This is a genomic window from Paenibacillus sp. FSL M7-0896, assembly GCF_037975415.1.
GTDB lineage: Bacteria > Bacillota > Bacilli > Paenibacillales > Paenibacillaceae > Paenibacillus_AQ > Paenibacillus_AQ silagei.
On sequence record NZ_CP150250.1, the window covers coordinates 7,169,028 to 7,183,759 of the forward strand.

Annotated in this window: 21 protein-coding genes; 5 read left to right on the top strand and 16 right to left on the bottom strand. The window is 53.4% G+C overall.

Annotation, left to right across the window (positions count from 1 at the left end):
* The first annotated feature begins 288 nt into the window (after positions 1 to 288).
* The 3 genes from MKY12_RS31020 (at position 289) to MKY12_RS31030 (ending at position 2,046) form a co-directional block, all read left to right on the top strand.
* The gene (locus MKY12_RS31020) at positions 289 to 1,194 is read left to right on the top strand and encodes an alpha/beta hydrolase-fold protein (RefSeq protein WP_339252385.1); all 906 of its coding nucleotides are present in this window, start codon (positions 289 to 291) and stop codon (positions 1,192 to 1,194) included.
* Positions 1,195 to 1,285: 91 nt separating this feature from the next.
* Positions 1,286 to 1,858, top strand: a complete 573-nt coding sequence (locus MKY12_RS31025; protein ID WP_339312128.1) for a class I SAM-dependent methyltransferase — start codon at positions 1,286 to 1,288, stop codon at positions 1,856 to 1,858.
* Entirely contained in the window at positions 1,846 to 2,046 is a 201-nt protein-coding gene (locus tag MKY12_RS31030) for a hypothetical protein (protein ID WP_339252389.1), read from the top strand. The genes MKY12_RS31025 and MKY12_RS31030 overlap by 13 nt, the downstream gene beginning before the upstream one ends.
* 243 nt (positions 2,047 to 2,289) lie before the next feature.
* On the opposite strand, the gene MKY12_RS31035 is transcribed toward MKY12_RS31030, so the two are convergent.
* From MKY12_RS31035 to MKY12_RS31085, 11 genes are all read right to left on the bottom strand, one after another.
* Positions 2,290 to 2,769, bottom strand: a complete 480-nt coding sequence (locus MKY12_RS31035) for an NUDIX domain-containing protein (protein WP_339252391.1) — start codon at positions 2,767 to 2,769, stop codon at positions 2,290 to 2,292.
* A 31-nt stretch (positions 2,770 to 2,800) separates the two neighbouring features.
* Positions 2,801 to 3,220: a VOC family protein gene (locus MKY12_RS31040; protein WP_339252393.1), complete on the bottom strand. Its 420-nt coding sequence runs from the start codon at positions 3,218 to 3,220 to the stop codon at positions 2,801 to 2,803.
* Between the two features lie 75 nt (positions 3,221 to 3,295).
* Positions 3,296 to 4,276, bottom strand: coding sequence for a sigma-70 family RNA polymerase sigma factor (locus MKY12_RS31045; protein ID WP_339252395.1), 981 nt, complete (start codon positions 4,274 to 4,276; stop codon positions 3,296 to 3,298).
* A complete protein-coding gene (locus MKY12_RS31050) occupies positions 4,273 to 5,361 on the bottom strand; it encodes an ankyrin repeat domain-containing protein (RefSeq protein WP_339252397.1) in 1,089 nt (362 codons plus the stop codon). Before MKY12_RS31050 ends, MKY12_RS31045 begins: the two co-directional genes overlap by 4 nt.
* Before the next feature lie 19 nt (positions 5,362 to 5,380).
* Positions 5,381 to 6,124, bottom strand: a complete 744-nt coding sequence (locus MKY12_RS31055; RefSeq protein ID WP_339312130.1) for a hypothetical protein — start codon at positions 6,122 to 6,124, stop codon at positions 5,381 to 5,383.
* Between the two features lie 44 nt (positions 6,125 to 6,168).
* Positions 6,169 to 6,732: a DUF4303 domain-containing protein gene (locus MKY12_RS31060; protein WP_339252401.1), complete on the bottom strand. Its 564-nt coding sequence runs from the start codon at positions 6,730 to 6,732 to the stop codon at positions 6,169 to 6,171.
* A gap of 2 nt (positions 6,733 to 6,734) precedes the next feature.
* Entirely contained in the window at positions 6,735 to 7,193 is a 459-nt protein-coding gene (locus tag MKY12_RS31065; RefSeq protein ID WP_339252403.1) for an SMI1/KNR4 family protein, read from the bottom strand.
* A gap of 32 nt (positions 7,194 to 7,225) precedes the next feature.
* Positions 7,226 to 7,762: a hypothetical protein gene (locus tag MKY12_RS31070; RefSeq protein WP_339252405.1), complete on the bottom strand. Its 537-nt coding sequence runs from the start codon at positions 7,760 to 7,762 to the stop codon at positions 7,226 to 7,228.
* A 35-nt stretch (positions 7,763 to 7,797) separates the two neighbouring features.
* Positions 7,798 to 8,070 (bottom strand): hypothetical protein, encoded by a 273-nt coding sequence (locus tag MKY12_RS31075; RefSeq protein ID WP_339252407.1) that lies wholly within the window; start codon positions 8,068 to 8,070, stop codon positions 7,798 to 7,800.
* A 34-nt stretch (positions 8,071 to 8,104) separates the two neighbouring features.
* Positions 8,105 to 8,728, bottom strand: coding sequence for a hypothetical protein (locus MKY12_RS31080; RefSeq protein WP_339252409.1), 624 nt, complete (start codon positions 8,726 to 8,728; stop codon positions 8,105 to 8,107).
* A 6-nt stretch (positions 8,729 to 8,734) separates the two neighbouring features.
* Positions 8,735 to 9,313 carry a hypothetical protein gene (locus MKY12_RS31085; RefSeq protein WP_339252411.1) on the bottom strand — a complete coding sequence of 193 codons (579 nt, stop codon included), beginning with the start codon at positions 9,311 to 9,313 and terminating at the stop codon, positions 8,735 to 8,737.
* 103 nt (positions 9,314 to 9,416) lie between these two features.
* On the opposite strand from MKY12_RS31085, the gene MKY12_RS31090 reads away from it, so the two are divergent.
* Entirely contained in the window at positions 9,417 to 10,043 is a 627-nt protein-coding gene (locus MKY12_RS31090; protein ID WP_339252413.1) for a pentapeptide repeat-containing protein, read from the top strand.
* An 87-nt stretch (positions 10,044 to 10,130) separates the two neighbouring features.
* A complete protein-coding gene (locus MKY12_RS31095; RefSeq protein WP_339252415.1) occupies positions 10,131 to 10,790 on the top strand; it encodes a glycosyltransferase in 660 nt (219 codons plus the stop codon).
* 93 nt (positions 10,791 to 10,883) lie between these two features.
* On the opposite strand, the gene MKY12_RS31100 is transcribed toward MKY12_RS31095, so the two are convergent.
* The 5 genes from MKY12_RS31100 to MKY12_RS31120 form a co-directional block, all read right to left on the bottom strand.
* Complete coding sequence (locus tag MKY12_RS31100) at positions 10,884 to 11,249, bottom strand: GntR family transcriptional regulator (RefSeq protein ID WP_339252417.1); 366 nt, start codon at positions 11,247 to 11,249, stop codon at positions 10,884 to 10,886.
* Positions 11,246 to 11,902 (bottom strand): ABC-2 transporter permease, encoded by a 657-nt coding sequence (locus MKY12_RS31105; RefSeq protein WP_339252419.1) that lies wholly within the window; start codon positions 11,900 to 11,902, stop codon positions 11,246 to 11,248. The genes MKY12_RS31100 and MKY12_RS31105 overlap by 4 nt, the downstream gene beginning before the upstream one ends.
* On the bottom strand, positions 11,895 to 12,749 hold the full coding sequence (locus MKY12_RS31110; protein WP_339252421.1) for an ABC transporter ATP-binding protein: 855 nt from the start codon (positions 12,747 to 12,749) through the stop codon (positions 11,895 to 11,897). Before MKY12_RS31110 ends, MKY12_RS31105 begins: the two co-directional genes overlap by 8 nt.
* A gap of 83 nt (positions 12,750 to 12,832) precedes the next feature.
* Positions 12,833 to 14,089 carry an acyltransferase gene (locus tag MKY12_RS31115; RefSeq protein WP_339252423.1) on the bottom strand — a complete coding sequence of 419 codons (1,257 nt, stop codon included), beginning with the start codon at positions 14,087 to 14,089 and terminating at the stop codon, positions 12,833 to 12,835.
* Positions 14,090 to 14,239: 150 nt separating this feature from the next.
* Entirely contained in the window at positions 14,240 to 14,716 is a 477-nt protein-coding gene (locus tag MKY12_RS31120) for a VOC family protein (protein ID WP_339252425.1), read from the bottom strand.
* Positions 14,717 to 14,732 lie beyond the last annotated feature (16 nt).

Here is a 14,732-nt window from a genome sequence, read left to right on the forward strand (position 1 = left end):
GCCTGTAACGTTTCCGCGCCGGGATTGCTGTGGCTACAGTTAAAGCTTCTATATCTGTCTATTACCCTGCCTCTTCCGGTATGACTACAGCTTAGCCGCTGGATGACTCTAAAATCTATCAAAAAATCCCAAAAATACAATTTACATAATATGTTATATATGGTATCCTTATGGTGGATGCGCTTACATTTTATGCCGTAAAAGAAGAGCTCTGCTTCATAGAGGGACATAAGAGGACGGATGAATCAGGTTTGGCCTAATCTATTTAAACTAAGGAGGATATGTGAAATGAAGAAGATGATGACTCGTATTGCCGCTTTGGCTCTGACGGCAGCGCTGATGCTGCCCGCTATGTCCTATGCCTCGCCGGTAGCCGAAGAGCAGGAGTTGAGCCTCTCTGCGGATGCCGCTGCGGCTATAACCAGTACCATCACTCCCGCTCCGCAAGGCTATGACGGATACCGCAATAATATTCCCCACGGCAACGTACAGCAGATTTCTTATTATTCGACTACCGTAGGTAAGTCAAGAAACGCAATGGTATACACCCCTCCGGGCTATACCCCTTCCAAGACCTACAATGTTCTTTACCTGCTGCACGGCATCGGCGGAGATCAGAACGAATGGCTGAACGGGATGAATCCACGGAACATTCTGGACAACCTGTACTCCCAGAACAAGCTGGAGCCGATGATTGTCGTGTTCCCGAATGGCCGCGCGATGGCGGATGACCGCCCGATCGGCGATATTTATGCACCGGACAAGGTAGCCGCCTTCGAGCGGTTTGAATTCGACCTGATCAATGATCTCATTCCTTATGTCGATTCCCACTTCCCGGTATACAAAAACAAGCAAAACCGCGCCCTGGCCGGCTTATCGATGGGCGGCGGCCAGACGCTGAACTTCGGGCTCAAGCATCTGGACAAGTTCTCCTGGATCGGCGCGTTCTCCTCTGCTCCGAATACGAAGCCGGCCTCACAGCTGATCACGAATCCGGCGCAGACGGCCAGCCAGCTGAAGCTGCTCTGGCTCTCCTGCGGTGCTTCCGACGGCCTGCTGTATATCAGCCAGAACTTCCATAACAGCCTAACCAGCATGAATGTTCCGCATCTGTGGTATCTGGATGTCGGCGGACATGAAGGCAAGGTCTGGAGCAGCGGACTGTACCAGTTCTCGCAGCGGATCTTCAAGTAATTTAGGTCATAGGCTGCCCTCTCCCGATCCGTTATGGTTGGGGGAGGGCAGTTTTTCTTGATAAGGCCCGGCCAACTTTAAGGAGGGCAATATGGCGAATGCGATAACGGATTACTATGATTCCTATGATGAAGAAGGAAGGCTGTCCAGGGATAACGGTCATCAGATAGAATGGATCACAACGATGGCCTACTTCAAGAAGCTGTTTAAGCCGGAAGCCTACATTCTTGACGGCTGCGCAGGGACAGGGAATTACTCTTTTCCACTGGCAGAATTGGGGCATAAGGTTGTAGCTGGAGATCTCGTTCCTTATCATGTAGATATCCTAAGAGAGAAGCAGAGCAAGCATCCGGTATTGGCCGATATGTATGCAGGAAGCATCACGGATTTATCCCGTTTTGACAGTGAAACCTTTGATGTTGTTTTGAACATGGGAGCCTTTTATCATATCGGCAATGAAGACCGGCAGCTGGCCATGGCCGAATGCCTGCGCGTGCTGAAGCCGGGAGGGCTGCTGGCAGTCTCATATATTAACAATGCTGCCGTTTCGTTATTAAGCATAGGCGATAGGTTAGGAATATGGATGATGTGCTTACCTGGCATACTAACCAGACGAAAGATGGTCTATTCCTACATATGTCCCCCTTGGAAATGGAACGCATAGCAGCGGCCTATCACACAGAGCTTGTGGCCCATATTGGAACAGACGGCGTCGGTTATCTGTTTGCCAAGCACATCAATGAGGCACAGCAAGAAGATTTTGAACGCTGGCTTCAGCTTCATCTGCGGACCTGTGAGGACAAGAGTCTGCTCGGGTATAGTTTGCATGGACTGGCTATTTTGCGAAAATGATAGAAATAGACCTACCATTTGGCCCGCGCGCCCACGCAATGCCGAATGTGATCGGTTTTTCGATTACATCTGGCCCGCGCGCCCACGCAACGCCCAATGTAATCGGTTTTTCGATTACATTCGGCCCACGCGCCCACGCAACGCCAATTGTGATCGGTTTTTCGATTACATTTTGATCGATGCACTCGCCAGAGAGCACAAGAAAACTGCACGCTCATCGCGTGCAGCCCTTCTCAAGCCCTCTTATGGTGTGCCAACACGTAACCATGCTGCTGGAGTTTTCCTCATGAAATGCTTCTCTACCGAAGCAAGCACTACATCATTCCCCGGTAAAGCGACCCTGTCTATGGCTTCATTCACCGGCAGCCATTCATAATCACTATGCTCATGATTAAGAATGACATCCTGGTCGTCATTCACATATCCCACGAACACTGGTGCGACGTAGATATAGTTTTCTTTTGCCGAATAGATCTGGTCGAAGGTATTGGAAGTGTAGAGAGTGACTTGGGTAATCCCCGTCTCTTCCCGAACCTCTCTTAGTGCAGCTTCCCACGCTTGCTCCCCTTCTTCAATGCCCCCGCCGATATAGCACCAGGCATCCCTGAGTACCGAACCGGCCCGCTTCAGTAACAGGACATGATGACCAGAGGGTGTATTCTTCAGCAATACTACGGCAACACCTGTACAACGTATGGGAACTTCTACGTTCGTCTTATTCATAATTGATCCTCTCCGCCGTTATATCTCCACTCTATCCAAGCTCCGTATAGATCTGGAACGTCACCCCGAACTTGTCCGTCAGATCGCCGAAGCCGGGGCTGAACGGCTCCTCCCGAAACGGCATATTGACTTGACCGCCCTCCTGCAGCGCATCAAAAATTCTCCGTGATTCCTCCACACTGTCCGTAGTAACGCAGACCGTTACCCGCTTCCCGCTCTCAACTGGCGTACCGCCGGGAGTATCCGAGAACATCAGCTCCGTGCCGCCCACCTGGACCTTGGCATGTGCCACCAGACTCCGCACCTCATCCGGGAACGTGTCCGGGAGGTCCGGCATATCACCGTACGTCAGGATGGAGAGGACTTCGGCACCCATAGTCTGTGCATAGAACTGAATAGCCTCCCGCGTGCGCCCCTCCAGGGTAATGTAGGGAGTAAGTTTGATTGTCATTGTGTGTTCCTCCTTAAGTTCGGAATGGTCTCGCTTGTGCGATTCATTAGTATAGACGTTCCGGCCGCGGCAGAATCATCGGTGTTCCGGCAATCCGAAGCGAATAAATAATTCAGCATCTATAAAATGATGAACATGCGCGATCTTCCCCCCGCTCAGCTCAAGCACATGAATCGCCCACGGAACCAGCAATCCATCTTCTCCAGAGGGAACATACTGGGCAAATGCGGGCCGGTTCCCGTTCACCTGGACGGGCACCATCCGTGATCCCACACAGTGACTGCGTGTGATCTGGTAGAAGGCCGCGAGATCCGCGCCGCCCTGCACCCACATCGTAAATGGCGGCATCGACAGGCTGCCGTTCTCCTGGAATAGGTCTAACAACGCAGCAATATTGTATTGTTCAAAAGCCTCCACGTACCGGGTAATCAGTCCTTCGTCCACTTCATTATCATCAGCCTGCAAGGCCTCGGACCGGAGCTGTGCCTTGGCCATGGCTGCCCGTGCCCGCTGCATCGCGCTGTTCACCGCTGCCACGGTCATCTCCAGTGCCCCGGCGGTCTCGGCTGCCGACCACCGGAACACCTCCTGCAGAATCAGCACGGCACGCTGGCGGGGCGGCAACAGTTGAAGCAGTGCAATGAAGGACAGCCGGAGGGTCTCTCTGCTGACCAGAATATTACCAGGGTCATCCACATAGCCCGGAGCGGGCCAGATCCAGGAATGCTGAGGCAGGCTCTCCCTAGGCTCCGTAACGACAGCGGCCGGTTCCGAGAGATCCATCGGCAGTGCCCGCCGCTTGGCGCTCCTTAGCCGATCGAGACAGACATTGGTGGCAATCCGGTACATCCAGGCTCGGAGAGAGGCCTGCTGCCTCATCTGCTCCTGGTGCTGCCAGGCCCGGATCATGGTATCCTGGACGGCATCCTCCGCCTCGAAGATGGAGCCCATCATCCGGTAACAGTACCCTGTTAGCTCGGAGCGCATGTCCTCCAGCCCGTCCAGGGTCTCGCAGGTCTCATGGTTATGATTCACTTTAGACAGTCTCTCCTTCATGACCCGTCCAGCTCTCCCTCCATGAACTGTATGAGGTAGCGTTCAGGCTGGGCAAGAAATTCCGGGAAGCTGCACAGATCCGCATACGTCTGATGCTCCAGATCATAGCAGCCGAGCTGCCCCTTCTTCTGCGGATTCCAGACCAGCACAAGACCGGAGTAATTATCGATATCGGCAGACAGCCGCAACAGCTTGCGCCGGCCGGCCTTCATCTGAAGGGTGTCGGTGAAGCTGAAGAAGTCGATGTACCCGATCTTATATTCATTCGGGGCCAGCGTCAGGCGCAGCTCGTCCCCTGTAAGGAAGCGGACCAGTTCATCCGGCAGTTTATATTTGGCCAGCTCGTATTTCTTGTTCTCCACATTATGAACATCCGGCGGTTCCAACGCTTTCAGGTATTCCGCCATAGCGGCATGCTTGCTGCTGACCGCAATCGTATACGGCCGCTCGCCGTCCTTCTCCGTCATCATAAGGTCCGCACCGCGTTCCACCAGGAAGCGGACCATGTTCAGATTGCCCAGCCGGGCAGCCACTGTCAGCGGCGTCGCCCCGTAAGGATAGACCATATCCGGCTTGTTGTAGTTGATATCCACTCCCTGATCCAGCAGATAGGTAAGCGTCTTCAGATCATGGTCCGAGGCGGCTTGCCGCAACACGGCACCGGCATGTTGCCGGATGTCCAGACCCAGCTCATGGATCAGCGGGATATTCTTCTTGTTGCCGTAGTAGGCCTGTGAATAAGCGCCCGATCCCGTCCGGTTCAGCAGGTCCAGCTTCGCGCCCTGTGCAGCAAGGTATCGGACCAGTTCCTCCTTGCCGTAACGGACCGCCCTCAGGAAGGCCGGATTCTGAGGTACATTCAGCTTCGCGCCATGCTCCACCAGCAGCTTCACCACCTCGGTCTGCTGTGTGATAATCGCCAGGTCGAGCGGGCTGACTGTGGTATGCTTGCTAAGCTCTAGCCCCGCTTCAATATCCCAGCCTGCAGCAATAGTCGCCTGCAAGGCCGGAACATCCCCCTGATAGATCTGCATCGCCCGCGCCGGCAGCACCTCGAATTTCCCTATGTCCTTCAGGACAATCATCCGCACTCCTCCTTATTCTTCACTCCCATGAATACTGCTCGCATCCCTTCGACAGAAGCCACTCTTTCATCTTGGCCGATACCTGCCCGGCAGCCTGCTCATAGAAGACGGCTACCTCCTGCCCACCCGCCAGATTCAGGCGGATATAGCCGCCCAGATTCCGGTAGAACAGGTAGCAGACGTAAGGATTCTCAATGAAGAGATCCGGCGCAGACTCCGCCCGGCACAGGCCAGCCAGCTCCGTGAGCGCCAGCTGGCCCTCTCCCGGCGGCATCCGCAGGAAAAGATGCTCGCGGGTTCCCGTCCATGGCTCATAATAGACGCTCTCCTCCTGGCTCCGCCCATACATCCGGCGGTAGATGCCGTCCAAGATCAGGGCATAGCTCTCTCCCTTCTCCTGTTCCCCGGATGGCAGCGGGATTGCTTGAATCTGTTCCGCATGACGGGGCAGCCATAGCAGCCCGTCCACCTTGGAATGAACCGCCAGGAAATCACCGTCCACAGTGGTCCCGATAGCGGTACACTCGCCGATCTGCTGCTCCGTTATAGGGCTATCCTGATCATGCTCCCATAATCCGTATTCGGCAAACGGCCCCAGCACCTCTGTGTCAGGGGTCTGCACATTCATCCAGCCCCGATACGTTCCTTCGCCGTACTGCTGCAAGAACCGGATATAGGCTGGAGGATACAGACCTGCGTTCTCCACTTCAAGCAGGCGCCTGTGATGCTCTGACAGCCCCTTGGGCTCAGATACGATATACATTCATCATTCCCCCGGTTTCCTGCGTGAGTTATTCATCAATAACCTTATTCTGCCGCTTCCGCCAGCCAGGCCCGCATCGCCGGAGCTTCCGCCCGGTTCAGCCGCAGGGCAATCTCCGTATTCCCCTCATCCGGCGGCATCACTTCGGCAAGCACACATACGTCCTCCCTGGGCTGATTGAGCGCGAACAGACCCTCAGCATCCAGCATCCGCATCGCCAGCTCTATGGCCCCCAGCCTCATAGTGAACTCATCGTTCCATGCCTCATCCTCAAGCTCCGCAATAGACGGACGCGCCTGGAATAACCGCTTGACCTCATCGAAATACTCATCTCCGAAGCAGCAATAAGGCGAATCGGCATATGACCACTTGATCAGCTCGGCGATCTCTGCTGCCGGTATGCTGCCGCACTCTGCCTGTCTGTCCGCCTCCTGCTCCAGGGCCTCCCGTGACCAAGCGGAGAGGCTTGGCGCATGTCCCTCGCCCGTTGTATATAGCGTACAGTAATAATAATGCTCCCCATTCGCAAAAAGCTCGCGAAAAGACCTCCGGGCCGCATCCGCAATCTCAGCGGCCAGCCGCTCCACTTCCTTCTGTGCCGTATTCATGGCTACTTCCTCTCGTCGATCAGCTGTTCCAGGAATCCGGCGAACGTGGGAGCATACTCCTCGATCAGATCATTCATGAGGTCATAACGCATGACCGGGAATTCCCCCTGCACATCGGGGGCAGAGGTGTCAAAGTAATACAGCTCATCGCTGTCCGGCACGAACAGATCCAGCCGGTGCGGAAACCGGCTGACCCACCAATCCTCCGCCAGATTCAGCCTGTGGATATACAGCAGATCCCAGTCGGTATACTCCCTATCCTCGGGAGCAACCAGCGTCAGAATTTGCCCGTCCCCCAGGCTGGCCCCCCCATAACGGTTCAGCCACCAGCGGTAAGACGGCGGCAGCCTGAAGCCTAATTCCTCCTCGGCTTCGGCAATCCAGCTCTCCTCGGCCCCATGGCCCGGAAACCACCGGACCGGGGAAGGCTTGCTTAATAACTCTGTCAGACGTTCATACATTGGTGTGCTCCCCTCTCCCTGCTAAGGGATAATTATAGATTGTCAGGATGAACAGCAGCTGGCGCATCATTATTCATGCGCAGCAGGATATACTCAATCTCCTCCAGCGGCAGCTTCAAGGTCCGGCTAACCTCATGGAGTCCCATCTCCCGGGAGAGGAGGAGGCGTGCCTGATGGATTTTCCCTTCCAGCCAGTTGTTGGCCAGCATCCAGCTCTTCACCCGTTCCAGTAGCTCTGCTTGGGCAGTTTTACCGGCATGCTTGGTATACTTGGCAATAGATTCTGCCAGATAGCTGTACAGGTGAATGCCCAGAGCCTCGCGCTGCTCATTCTTGGACATGCGCTGGTACTGCTCATAGCTGAGGCTGATATCCAAATAGAGGGTATGATCCCCGCTGTCAAAGCGTCTGAACGTTCTCCGCTCGTAGCTATCAGGTAACACCCGGAACACAACGAAGATATCGTAGGGGAACTCCAATGTATTCGCCAGCTCCTCTAACGGCAGCAATTCATCTCTGAGTACACCCACACATGTTCCATGGGTATCCAGCGTAAAACCCAGTTGCATATTAGCACCCCTCCCCAGCTTAAGACACGCTTGAACTATTTCCCCCTTCTATAGGCATCTGCCAGCTGGACCAGATACCAGACGGCCGCACCGGTCAGGGCTGCGAACAGCAGATTAATACAGCCGAATACAAGAAATAACTTGGCTTTGCCTGGCCCGATCCGTACAGCAGCAACGAGCTGGAGAATCGCAGGGAGCAGGAACATCAGCCAGGAGACGGTGATCAGCTTTTCGGTCTTGAAGCTCCACCATACCGCACAGCACGATAGAGCCAGCACGCCCCAGGTACAGATGAACTTCAGCGCCATCTGCTCCCCTCCCTTTCATGAGTAATCCAATAGATCAGCTAGGCCCTGGTTGCCCATGGATCACGAGTCCATATTGTCTGACCATCCACGAGTCGCTTAAGTCTTGAGCCGCGTCACGGCTTATGCGTACAGAGGGCTTCTGTTCGTCCATCGCCTCCGTATCTTGCGCCGAGAAGCGGAGAGGCTTGGTTATTTTTTGAATAGAGCCGGTGATTTCCTTATACAGGGCATAGCTCAGCGGTTTGTGCTCCCGGACATCCTCATAGAGATAATACTCCCCTTGCTCATCCTGAGCATTGACCCGGTGCCCCTTAGGGCAGGAGATCAGAATACAGGGCAGCTCATTCTCTGCCCATTGCCCGTGATAGGGAATAGAAACCCCCTCATTTCTCGCAAAAAAACCAAAGCTCTCCGTATCCGGCAGAACCGACATCGAATAGATGAAGAAGGGGCGCACCCCGCTCTCTTTTTCCGTAGCTGTATAATATTGATAGAAGGCGCGATACGCCTCCACCACCTGATTCTGATCATGCTCTGTATGGGTATAATTGGTTAAATAGTACCGCACTTGCGTAGGCTCCAGAAGCTCTACGACTCTCTTGAACTCCTCGGGCGTGATGAAGAAGCGCTGCTTGTAGAATCCGCTGTTTTTTAGCATCTTCTTCTACCACTCATAGGTAACAAACCGTGCTCTGAGCGTCTCTTCATACGGCAGCCATTCCGCATCGCTCCATAGAGACATTCCAGTAATTTCGGACAGCCGCTCCACCGCTTGCCCGGGGCTGGTAAGGCTGATGAATGCGCCGAAGTTCTCCTCCTCAGCTTGCATCCCGAGCACCCGCTGCATATATTCGTCAGCTATACGCTCTTCCCGCAGGTGTTCGTATTCCTCCCGGGTCCACGGCTCACAGAAGATTCGTTCGGCCTGGATCTCCCCCTGTTCAAAGAAAGACAGCTCGAAGATCTCCTCATTCATGTATCCCGCCGTCATCACCGGCTCCTCCAGCAGCCCGGACAACGTTCTGCCAACCTTTTTCACCGTACCCCATACGAAATAATCGTGAAGCACGCTGATCCAGCCCTCGTTGCTTTGGCTTACATAGATAACTGCCTTACGCTCCGGCGTCTCAGAATCAGGATAACCCAGAACCTTGCCATGCTTGGCGATCAGCTCTTTCAAGGCTTGAAGGGTCTTGTCCAGGTCACCTGACTTGATATGCAGATTTGCAAACGATCTTCCCACGGGTGGATGGCCTCCTTTAATGGCTTGTCTATAGTTACTTGGCATACTAACATATAAACTAGATTTCATTCATTTTACCAAATTAATGTAAGGAGGGGCTACCTTGAATAAGAAATTCCTCTTGGCCAGATGGCAGGACGACCAGCTCTCTGAAGTGAACCGGCGTCTGGCCGCTATTTCAGGCAAACATAATCTCCATCAAAAGGACCGCTCCTTTCCCATCTCCCCTTATGGACAGACGGAGGCAGGACTGGAAGATTACCGGGGGGTTACTCTGATAGAGAGCATACAGTACCTCACTCTACAGGGCATTGATTTCTCTTATTCACGCTTCGAGGATGCGGCAAGCCTCAATACCTCAACGCTTACCCATTGTTGCCTGGACGGGGTCAAGCTGGACAACAGATTCGTGACCCATACCTTCAGCCACTGTTCCTTCCGGGGAGCGAAGCTGAATCGTGCCCGAATCAGCAAGGAGTTCCATGATTGTGATTTCACCGGCTGCAACTTCAGCAAAGCGATCGCTAATGATGTATCCTTCACCCGCTGCCGCTTTGACGGCGCCAACTTTCGCGGTGCCTTATTCCTGTATTGCCGGTTCGAGGAATGCAGCTTTGAGGGGGCGCTGTTTCAAGACGGCTCCATAGCTGGAAGCCGCTTTGCGGGAGAGGCACACTTGCTGCCTGAGTGGGGGAATACGATACTGGATCATGTGAAATTTGAGGAGTGATGTAGCCTGCAATAGATCCGCATATAACCATCCAACTTAGCCATAATAATACAGATTATCCCATCCCACCCAAAGGAGCAGTTGATCTTGAAAAAGCTATGGCTAATGGTGTTCACCCTCACGCTCGTATTCAATCTTGCGCAAGCCGGAGGAACGGTGCAGGCCCAGGCAGGCGGCAGCAAAAAGGCGGCGGCCTGCTGGAGCCCGCAGAAGGTGCAGCTGAGAAGTGAGATGCAACAGGTGTGGATTGACCACACCACATGGACGCACAGCTATATTGTGAGCGCCCTCAACAATAACCCGGATCAGAAGGAAGTATTGGCGCGGCTGCTAAGGAACCAGGAAGATATCGGCAATGTCTTCAAGCGTTATTACGGGGAGGCGAACGGCAATAAGCTGGCCGGACTGCTCAAGGAGCATATTCAGATAGCCGGACAGATCGTCGCGGCCGCCCAGAAAGGCAATGCGGGCGAGGTACAGAAGCTCCAGACGGACTGGCACAGGAACGCCGATGAGATTGCCCGCTTCCTGAGCGGACTGAATCCGAACTGGCCCTTCAAAGGAGTGCAGGACATGCTGTACGAGCATCTTCAGCTCGTCACGGACATCGTGCTTGATATCCTCAAGGGAGACTACGCTGCTTCCATTGCTGCCACCGATAAAAACGAGGTCCACATGATTCATTTTGCCGACCTGCTGACGGAAGGCATTGTGAAACAGTTCCCGGAGAAATTCCAGGGGAAATAGGATACGTGATCCGTGACACACACAACAAAACAGGCTTTTCACCTCCCCAAGGGATCGTGAAAAGCCTGTTCCTGCGTTTAATCTCTGCGCGCTTTAGTAGATCTTCCCCAGCAGCGCGATCACTTCATCAAGCGTAAGGCCGAAGGACTTGTAATACTGAATGTCGCCCTCCATCTGCTTCAAGACCATCTCGTTACGTATCCGCAGCATCTCATCCGGTGAGAATTCGGCCACAAAGCAGCCTTTGCCCGTTACCGTATTAATCAAGCCACTCCGCTCTAGCTCCTCCCAGGCCTTCTTCACCGTGATGACACTGACATGCAGCTCTAGGGCAGCCTGCCGGATGGGGGGTAAGCAATAGCCGCTTTCCAGCTCGCCACTAAGAATCTGTGCGCTGATCTGTTCGTGCAGCTGCTGGTAAATCGGCTTGTCGGAGGTGCTGGAGATGGTTACGTTCATAAGATCTCCACTCTGAGGAATCTCTTCACCGCAATCCGGTAGGCAAGCAGGGTGAAGACCGCGAAAATGAGGATGCCTCCGATCAGAATCGAGAACTGAAGCGCCGCATTGCCGGTCCCGGAGCCGTAGAAAATGCCGTGCATCCAGCTATTCTGAATTCCGGCCCATTGGACCAGGCCCGCGAACAGGATCGCCGCAGCCGTCGATGCAGTCGTAGCCGCGCCATACTTATATGCCGTCTTGTAATACATCGAGATAAATATAAGGTTGAACACCGCCAGCATAATGAAGCATAGGCCCCAGAAGCCCATATAAGGCGGAAAGAAAATATAAGTCAAATGCGGGTACAGGCGGAACGTAAAGATACTGAAGATCATGGCAATGAGCAGATGCATAAGCTCAAGAATGACAATCACAGCTATTCTGGACTTCACGATGTCCGGTTTGGTCACAGGCATCATCGTGCTGAATATGAGATCATTCTGGCTCTTGAATCCGCCGAACATGTTCGGTACGGTGATGAAGCAGAAATACAGCGGGACTATAAAGTAGACCCAGCCCGGAATGAGCATCAGACCGCCTAGAATTAAAGGTAATACAAAGAACCAGGGGTTAACGCCTAACTTCAAATCCTTCAGCACCAGATTATACATATACACCCTCCTTTTTGGTAAAGTAGATCATGATGTCGTCAAGAGTCGGGATGGCCGTGTTAAGCGTCCAGGCGGGATCGATATCCCGGGCATGAATCAATCCGGTGAAGCCGAAGGAGTTGATCTTGTAGGAAATCAGCTTCTCCTTCAATTCGTTAAGCTGCGACTCGCTGCCGCTAAGTAACCGGTATGACTCCTTGAACTCGTTCTTCTCGCTACTTGCCACAATCTCTCCTTGCTCAATGAAGGTGATATAATCCGCACAGCGTTCGAGGTCAGAGGTTATATGAGTGGAGAAAAGGATGCTGATCTCGCCGCCCATGATAAGCTCCTGGAAAATATCCAGCAGATCATCCCGGGAGACCGGATCGAGTCCGCTGGTCGGCTCATCCAGAATGAGCAGCTTGGCGCCATGCGACAGAGCGAGAGTCAGGCTGTATTTGACCTTCATACCGGTGGACAGCTCAGCGATCTTCTTGTTCTCGTCCAGCTTGAACCGCTTCAGATACTTGTAATACGTGTCATCATTCCAATTCTTGTAGAACTTCTTCGTGATGCCTGTGAGCGTCTTGATCCGGCTGCGGGTGTAGAAGTTAATATCGCCGAAGGCACAGCCGATGTCCTGCTTCAGCTCCATCTCATGCTCCGCGATATTCTTGCCCAGAATGTGAATCTCGCCGCTGTCCATCTGAATCATATTTAGAATCGATTTGATCGTCGTTGTTTTGCCGGCGCCGTTCACGCCGATGAAGCCCATAATATACCCCTGCTCCAGTTGAAAAGATACGTCTTTGAGCTGAAAATTCGGGTATTTCTTATTCAAGTGTCTAACATCCAAGGCCAGCATAACAACCCTCCCCAATAAATTGTGTATTCCGTGTATACACAATGTATCACGGGGATTTCACAAAGTCAACAGTCGGGTGAAGATTAGGCTGCCGTCTCCGCAGGCTTATCCTTCGGCTTGCGCCGGAAGAGCGGCTTGCCCTTAGACCAGTTAATGAACGGCTGTTCTATGGCGTAATACGAAATAGTGGCCGCTGCATACGAAATGACCACAACAGACATACTGATGCCCAGCCAGCGCCACACATCCCTGACCCCGGCAAAGTGGTAATCCTGAAGCCCGTACTTCTCGATCAGAGTAATGAACAGGTAGTGCCATATGTACAGGCCGAACGAGACCTTCGCCGTAAACCGGAAGAAGCGGTTATCCAGCACACGCCCGGCCACCCGGCTGAACGGTGCTGTGAATAGCACAATGCCAAATAGTATGGCGTAGACCGGGAACAGATACGGCTGCTGCTGGAGACTGAAATCGAATTCGCCCGCGTGGCGCATCCGCCAGATCAGGAGGCCGGCCAGGCCAAGTGCGAGCGCAGCAGCCGCATCGAACACGCCCAGCCTGCTGAGCCTTTCCACTCTGGAGCGGCGCTGCAGCAAGGCATTCGTGATGCCCGCCGCCAGAATGCCGATGGTGAAGTGGCCGAAGAAGCCGACCGGATTGTAGTTGGGCATCCAGAATTTCGCTCCGCCGACCTGGCCGTAGTCCCAGCCCCGGCCCTGCTCGCCTGGTGTAAACCAATGATGAATGAGGGCATTGGCGGCCAGCACCAACCCAAATATGGCGACCCAGAACATGATCGCCTTACTAAAGGAATGAAGTTTGCCTAGCATGAATAGTGCAGCCATGAAGAGGGGCATAAGCAGGTAGCAGAAGACCTCGAAGCTGATCGACCAGAGCGGGCCGTTCAAGTCGGAGGGGAAGAACGTGGTATAGTGGAAGCCCGATGTGAAGGTGAAGGCTGTGACAATACGCCGCCCTAAGTACTCCATCGGAATATCCAGCCTCCAGGTCAGGAGCAGGCAGACCAGCAGGGATACATAGAAGCCGGGCATAATTCTTGCGGCACGGCGCAGGGTGTACGTCCTCAAACTCGGATACGGCCTGTTATCGAGATATGCACTCCAGAAGGGAAACGACAGCAGGAAGCCGCTTAGCAGAAAAAACAAGCTGACCCCGCTGTTCCCCAGAAGCAGCACGGATTGCAGCTCCTGCAGCCAGGGCTTTTGTGCGGGCATGATCAGCTTTTGCGACAAGTGATGCAGGATGACTGACAGGCAGGCGATCGCACGAACGCCATCCGCTCCTGTTAGCCGGGTATTGCCCAGACGAATCGTTGACATCAGCTCAAATTCCTCTTTTCATGAGTGAATTCCTGAATATATGACGCAGACTGGTCTCAGGTACTCTATCTTTCCATAGATTCAGGCCAATTCCTTCAACGATTTAGGGCTTTAGAGGAGAAAATTTTACAAACTGTGATTTACGTCCCATTATTGCAATTTACTTGAATTCCCCTCCATAATCGCATCCAGAAACTGCTCGGCATCACTGTTGAATTTCCACCCTACACCATACTGGTCCACCAGCAAGCCGAAGCACGAAGACCATGGTGTAGCGGATAAAGGCATGATGACATGTCCGCCCGCAGACAGGCCCTTAAAGTACTCTTCCAGCTTCTGCTTGTCCTCCATCACCAGGCTGATCAGCATGGCATTCCCCTTCACCAGCTTTCCCATTACCGCTTGCATCGAGGGCAGAAGGTCGGACATCATAATTTTGCCGCCTGCGAATTCTATAGAGGATTCCATAATCATCGCTGACTCCTGCTCGGACAGAGGATAGTTCGGGTCCTGCGGCATATCTCCGAATTTGACCTTTTTCACCTGGGTGGCCTGTAGAGCCTCTGTGTAGAATTCAATCGCCTGTTCGGCAACACCATCGAAATTAAGATAAGCAATCGCTGACATTGAGCATAACCTCCTT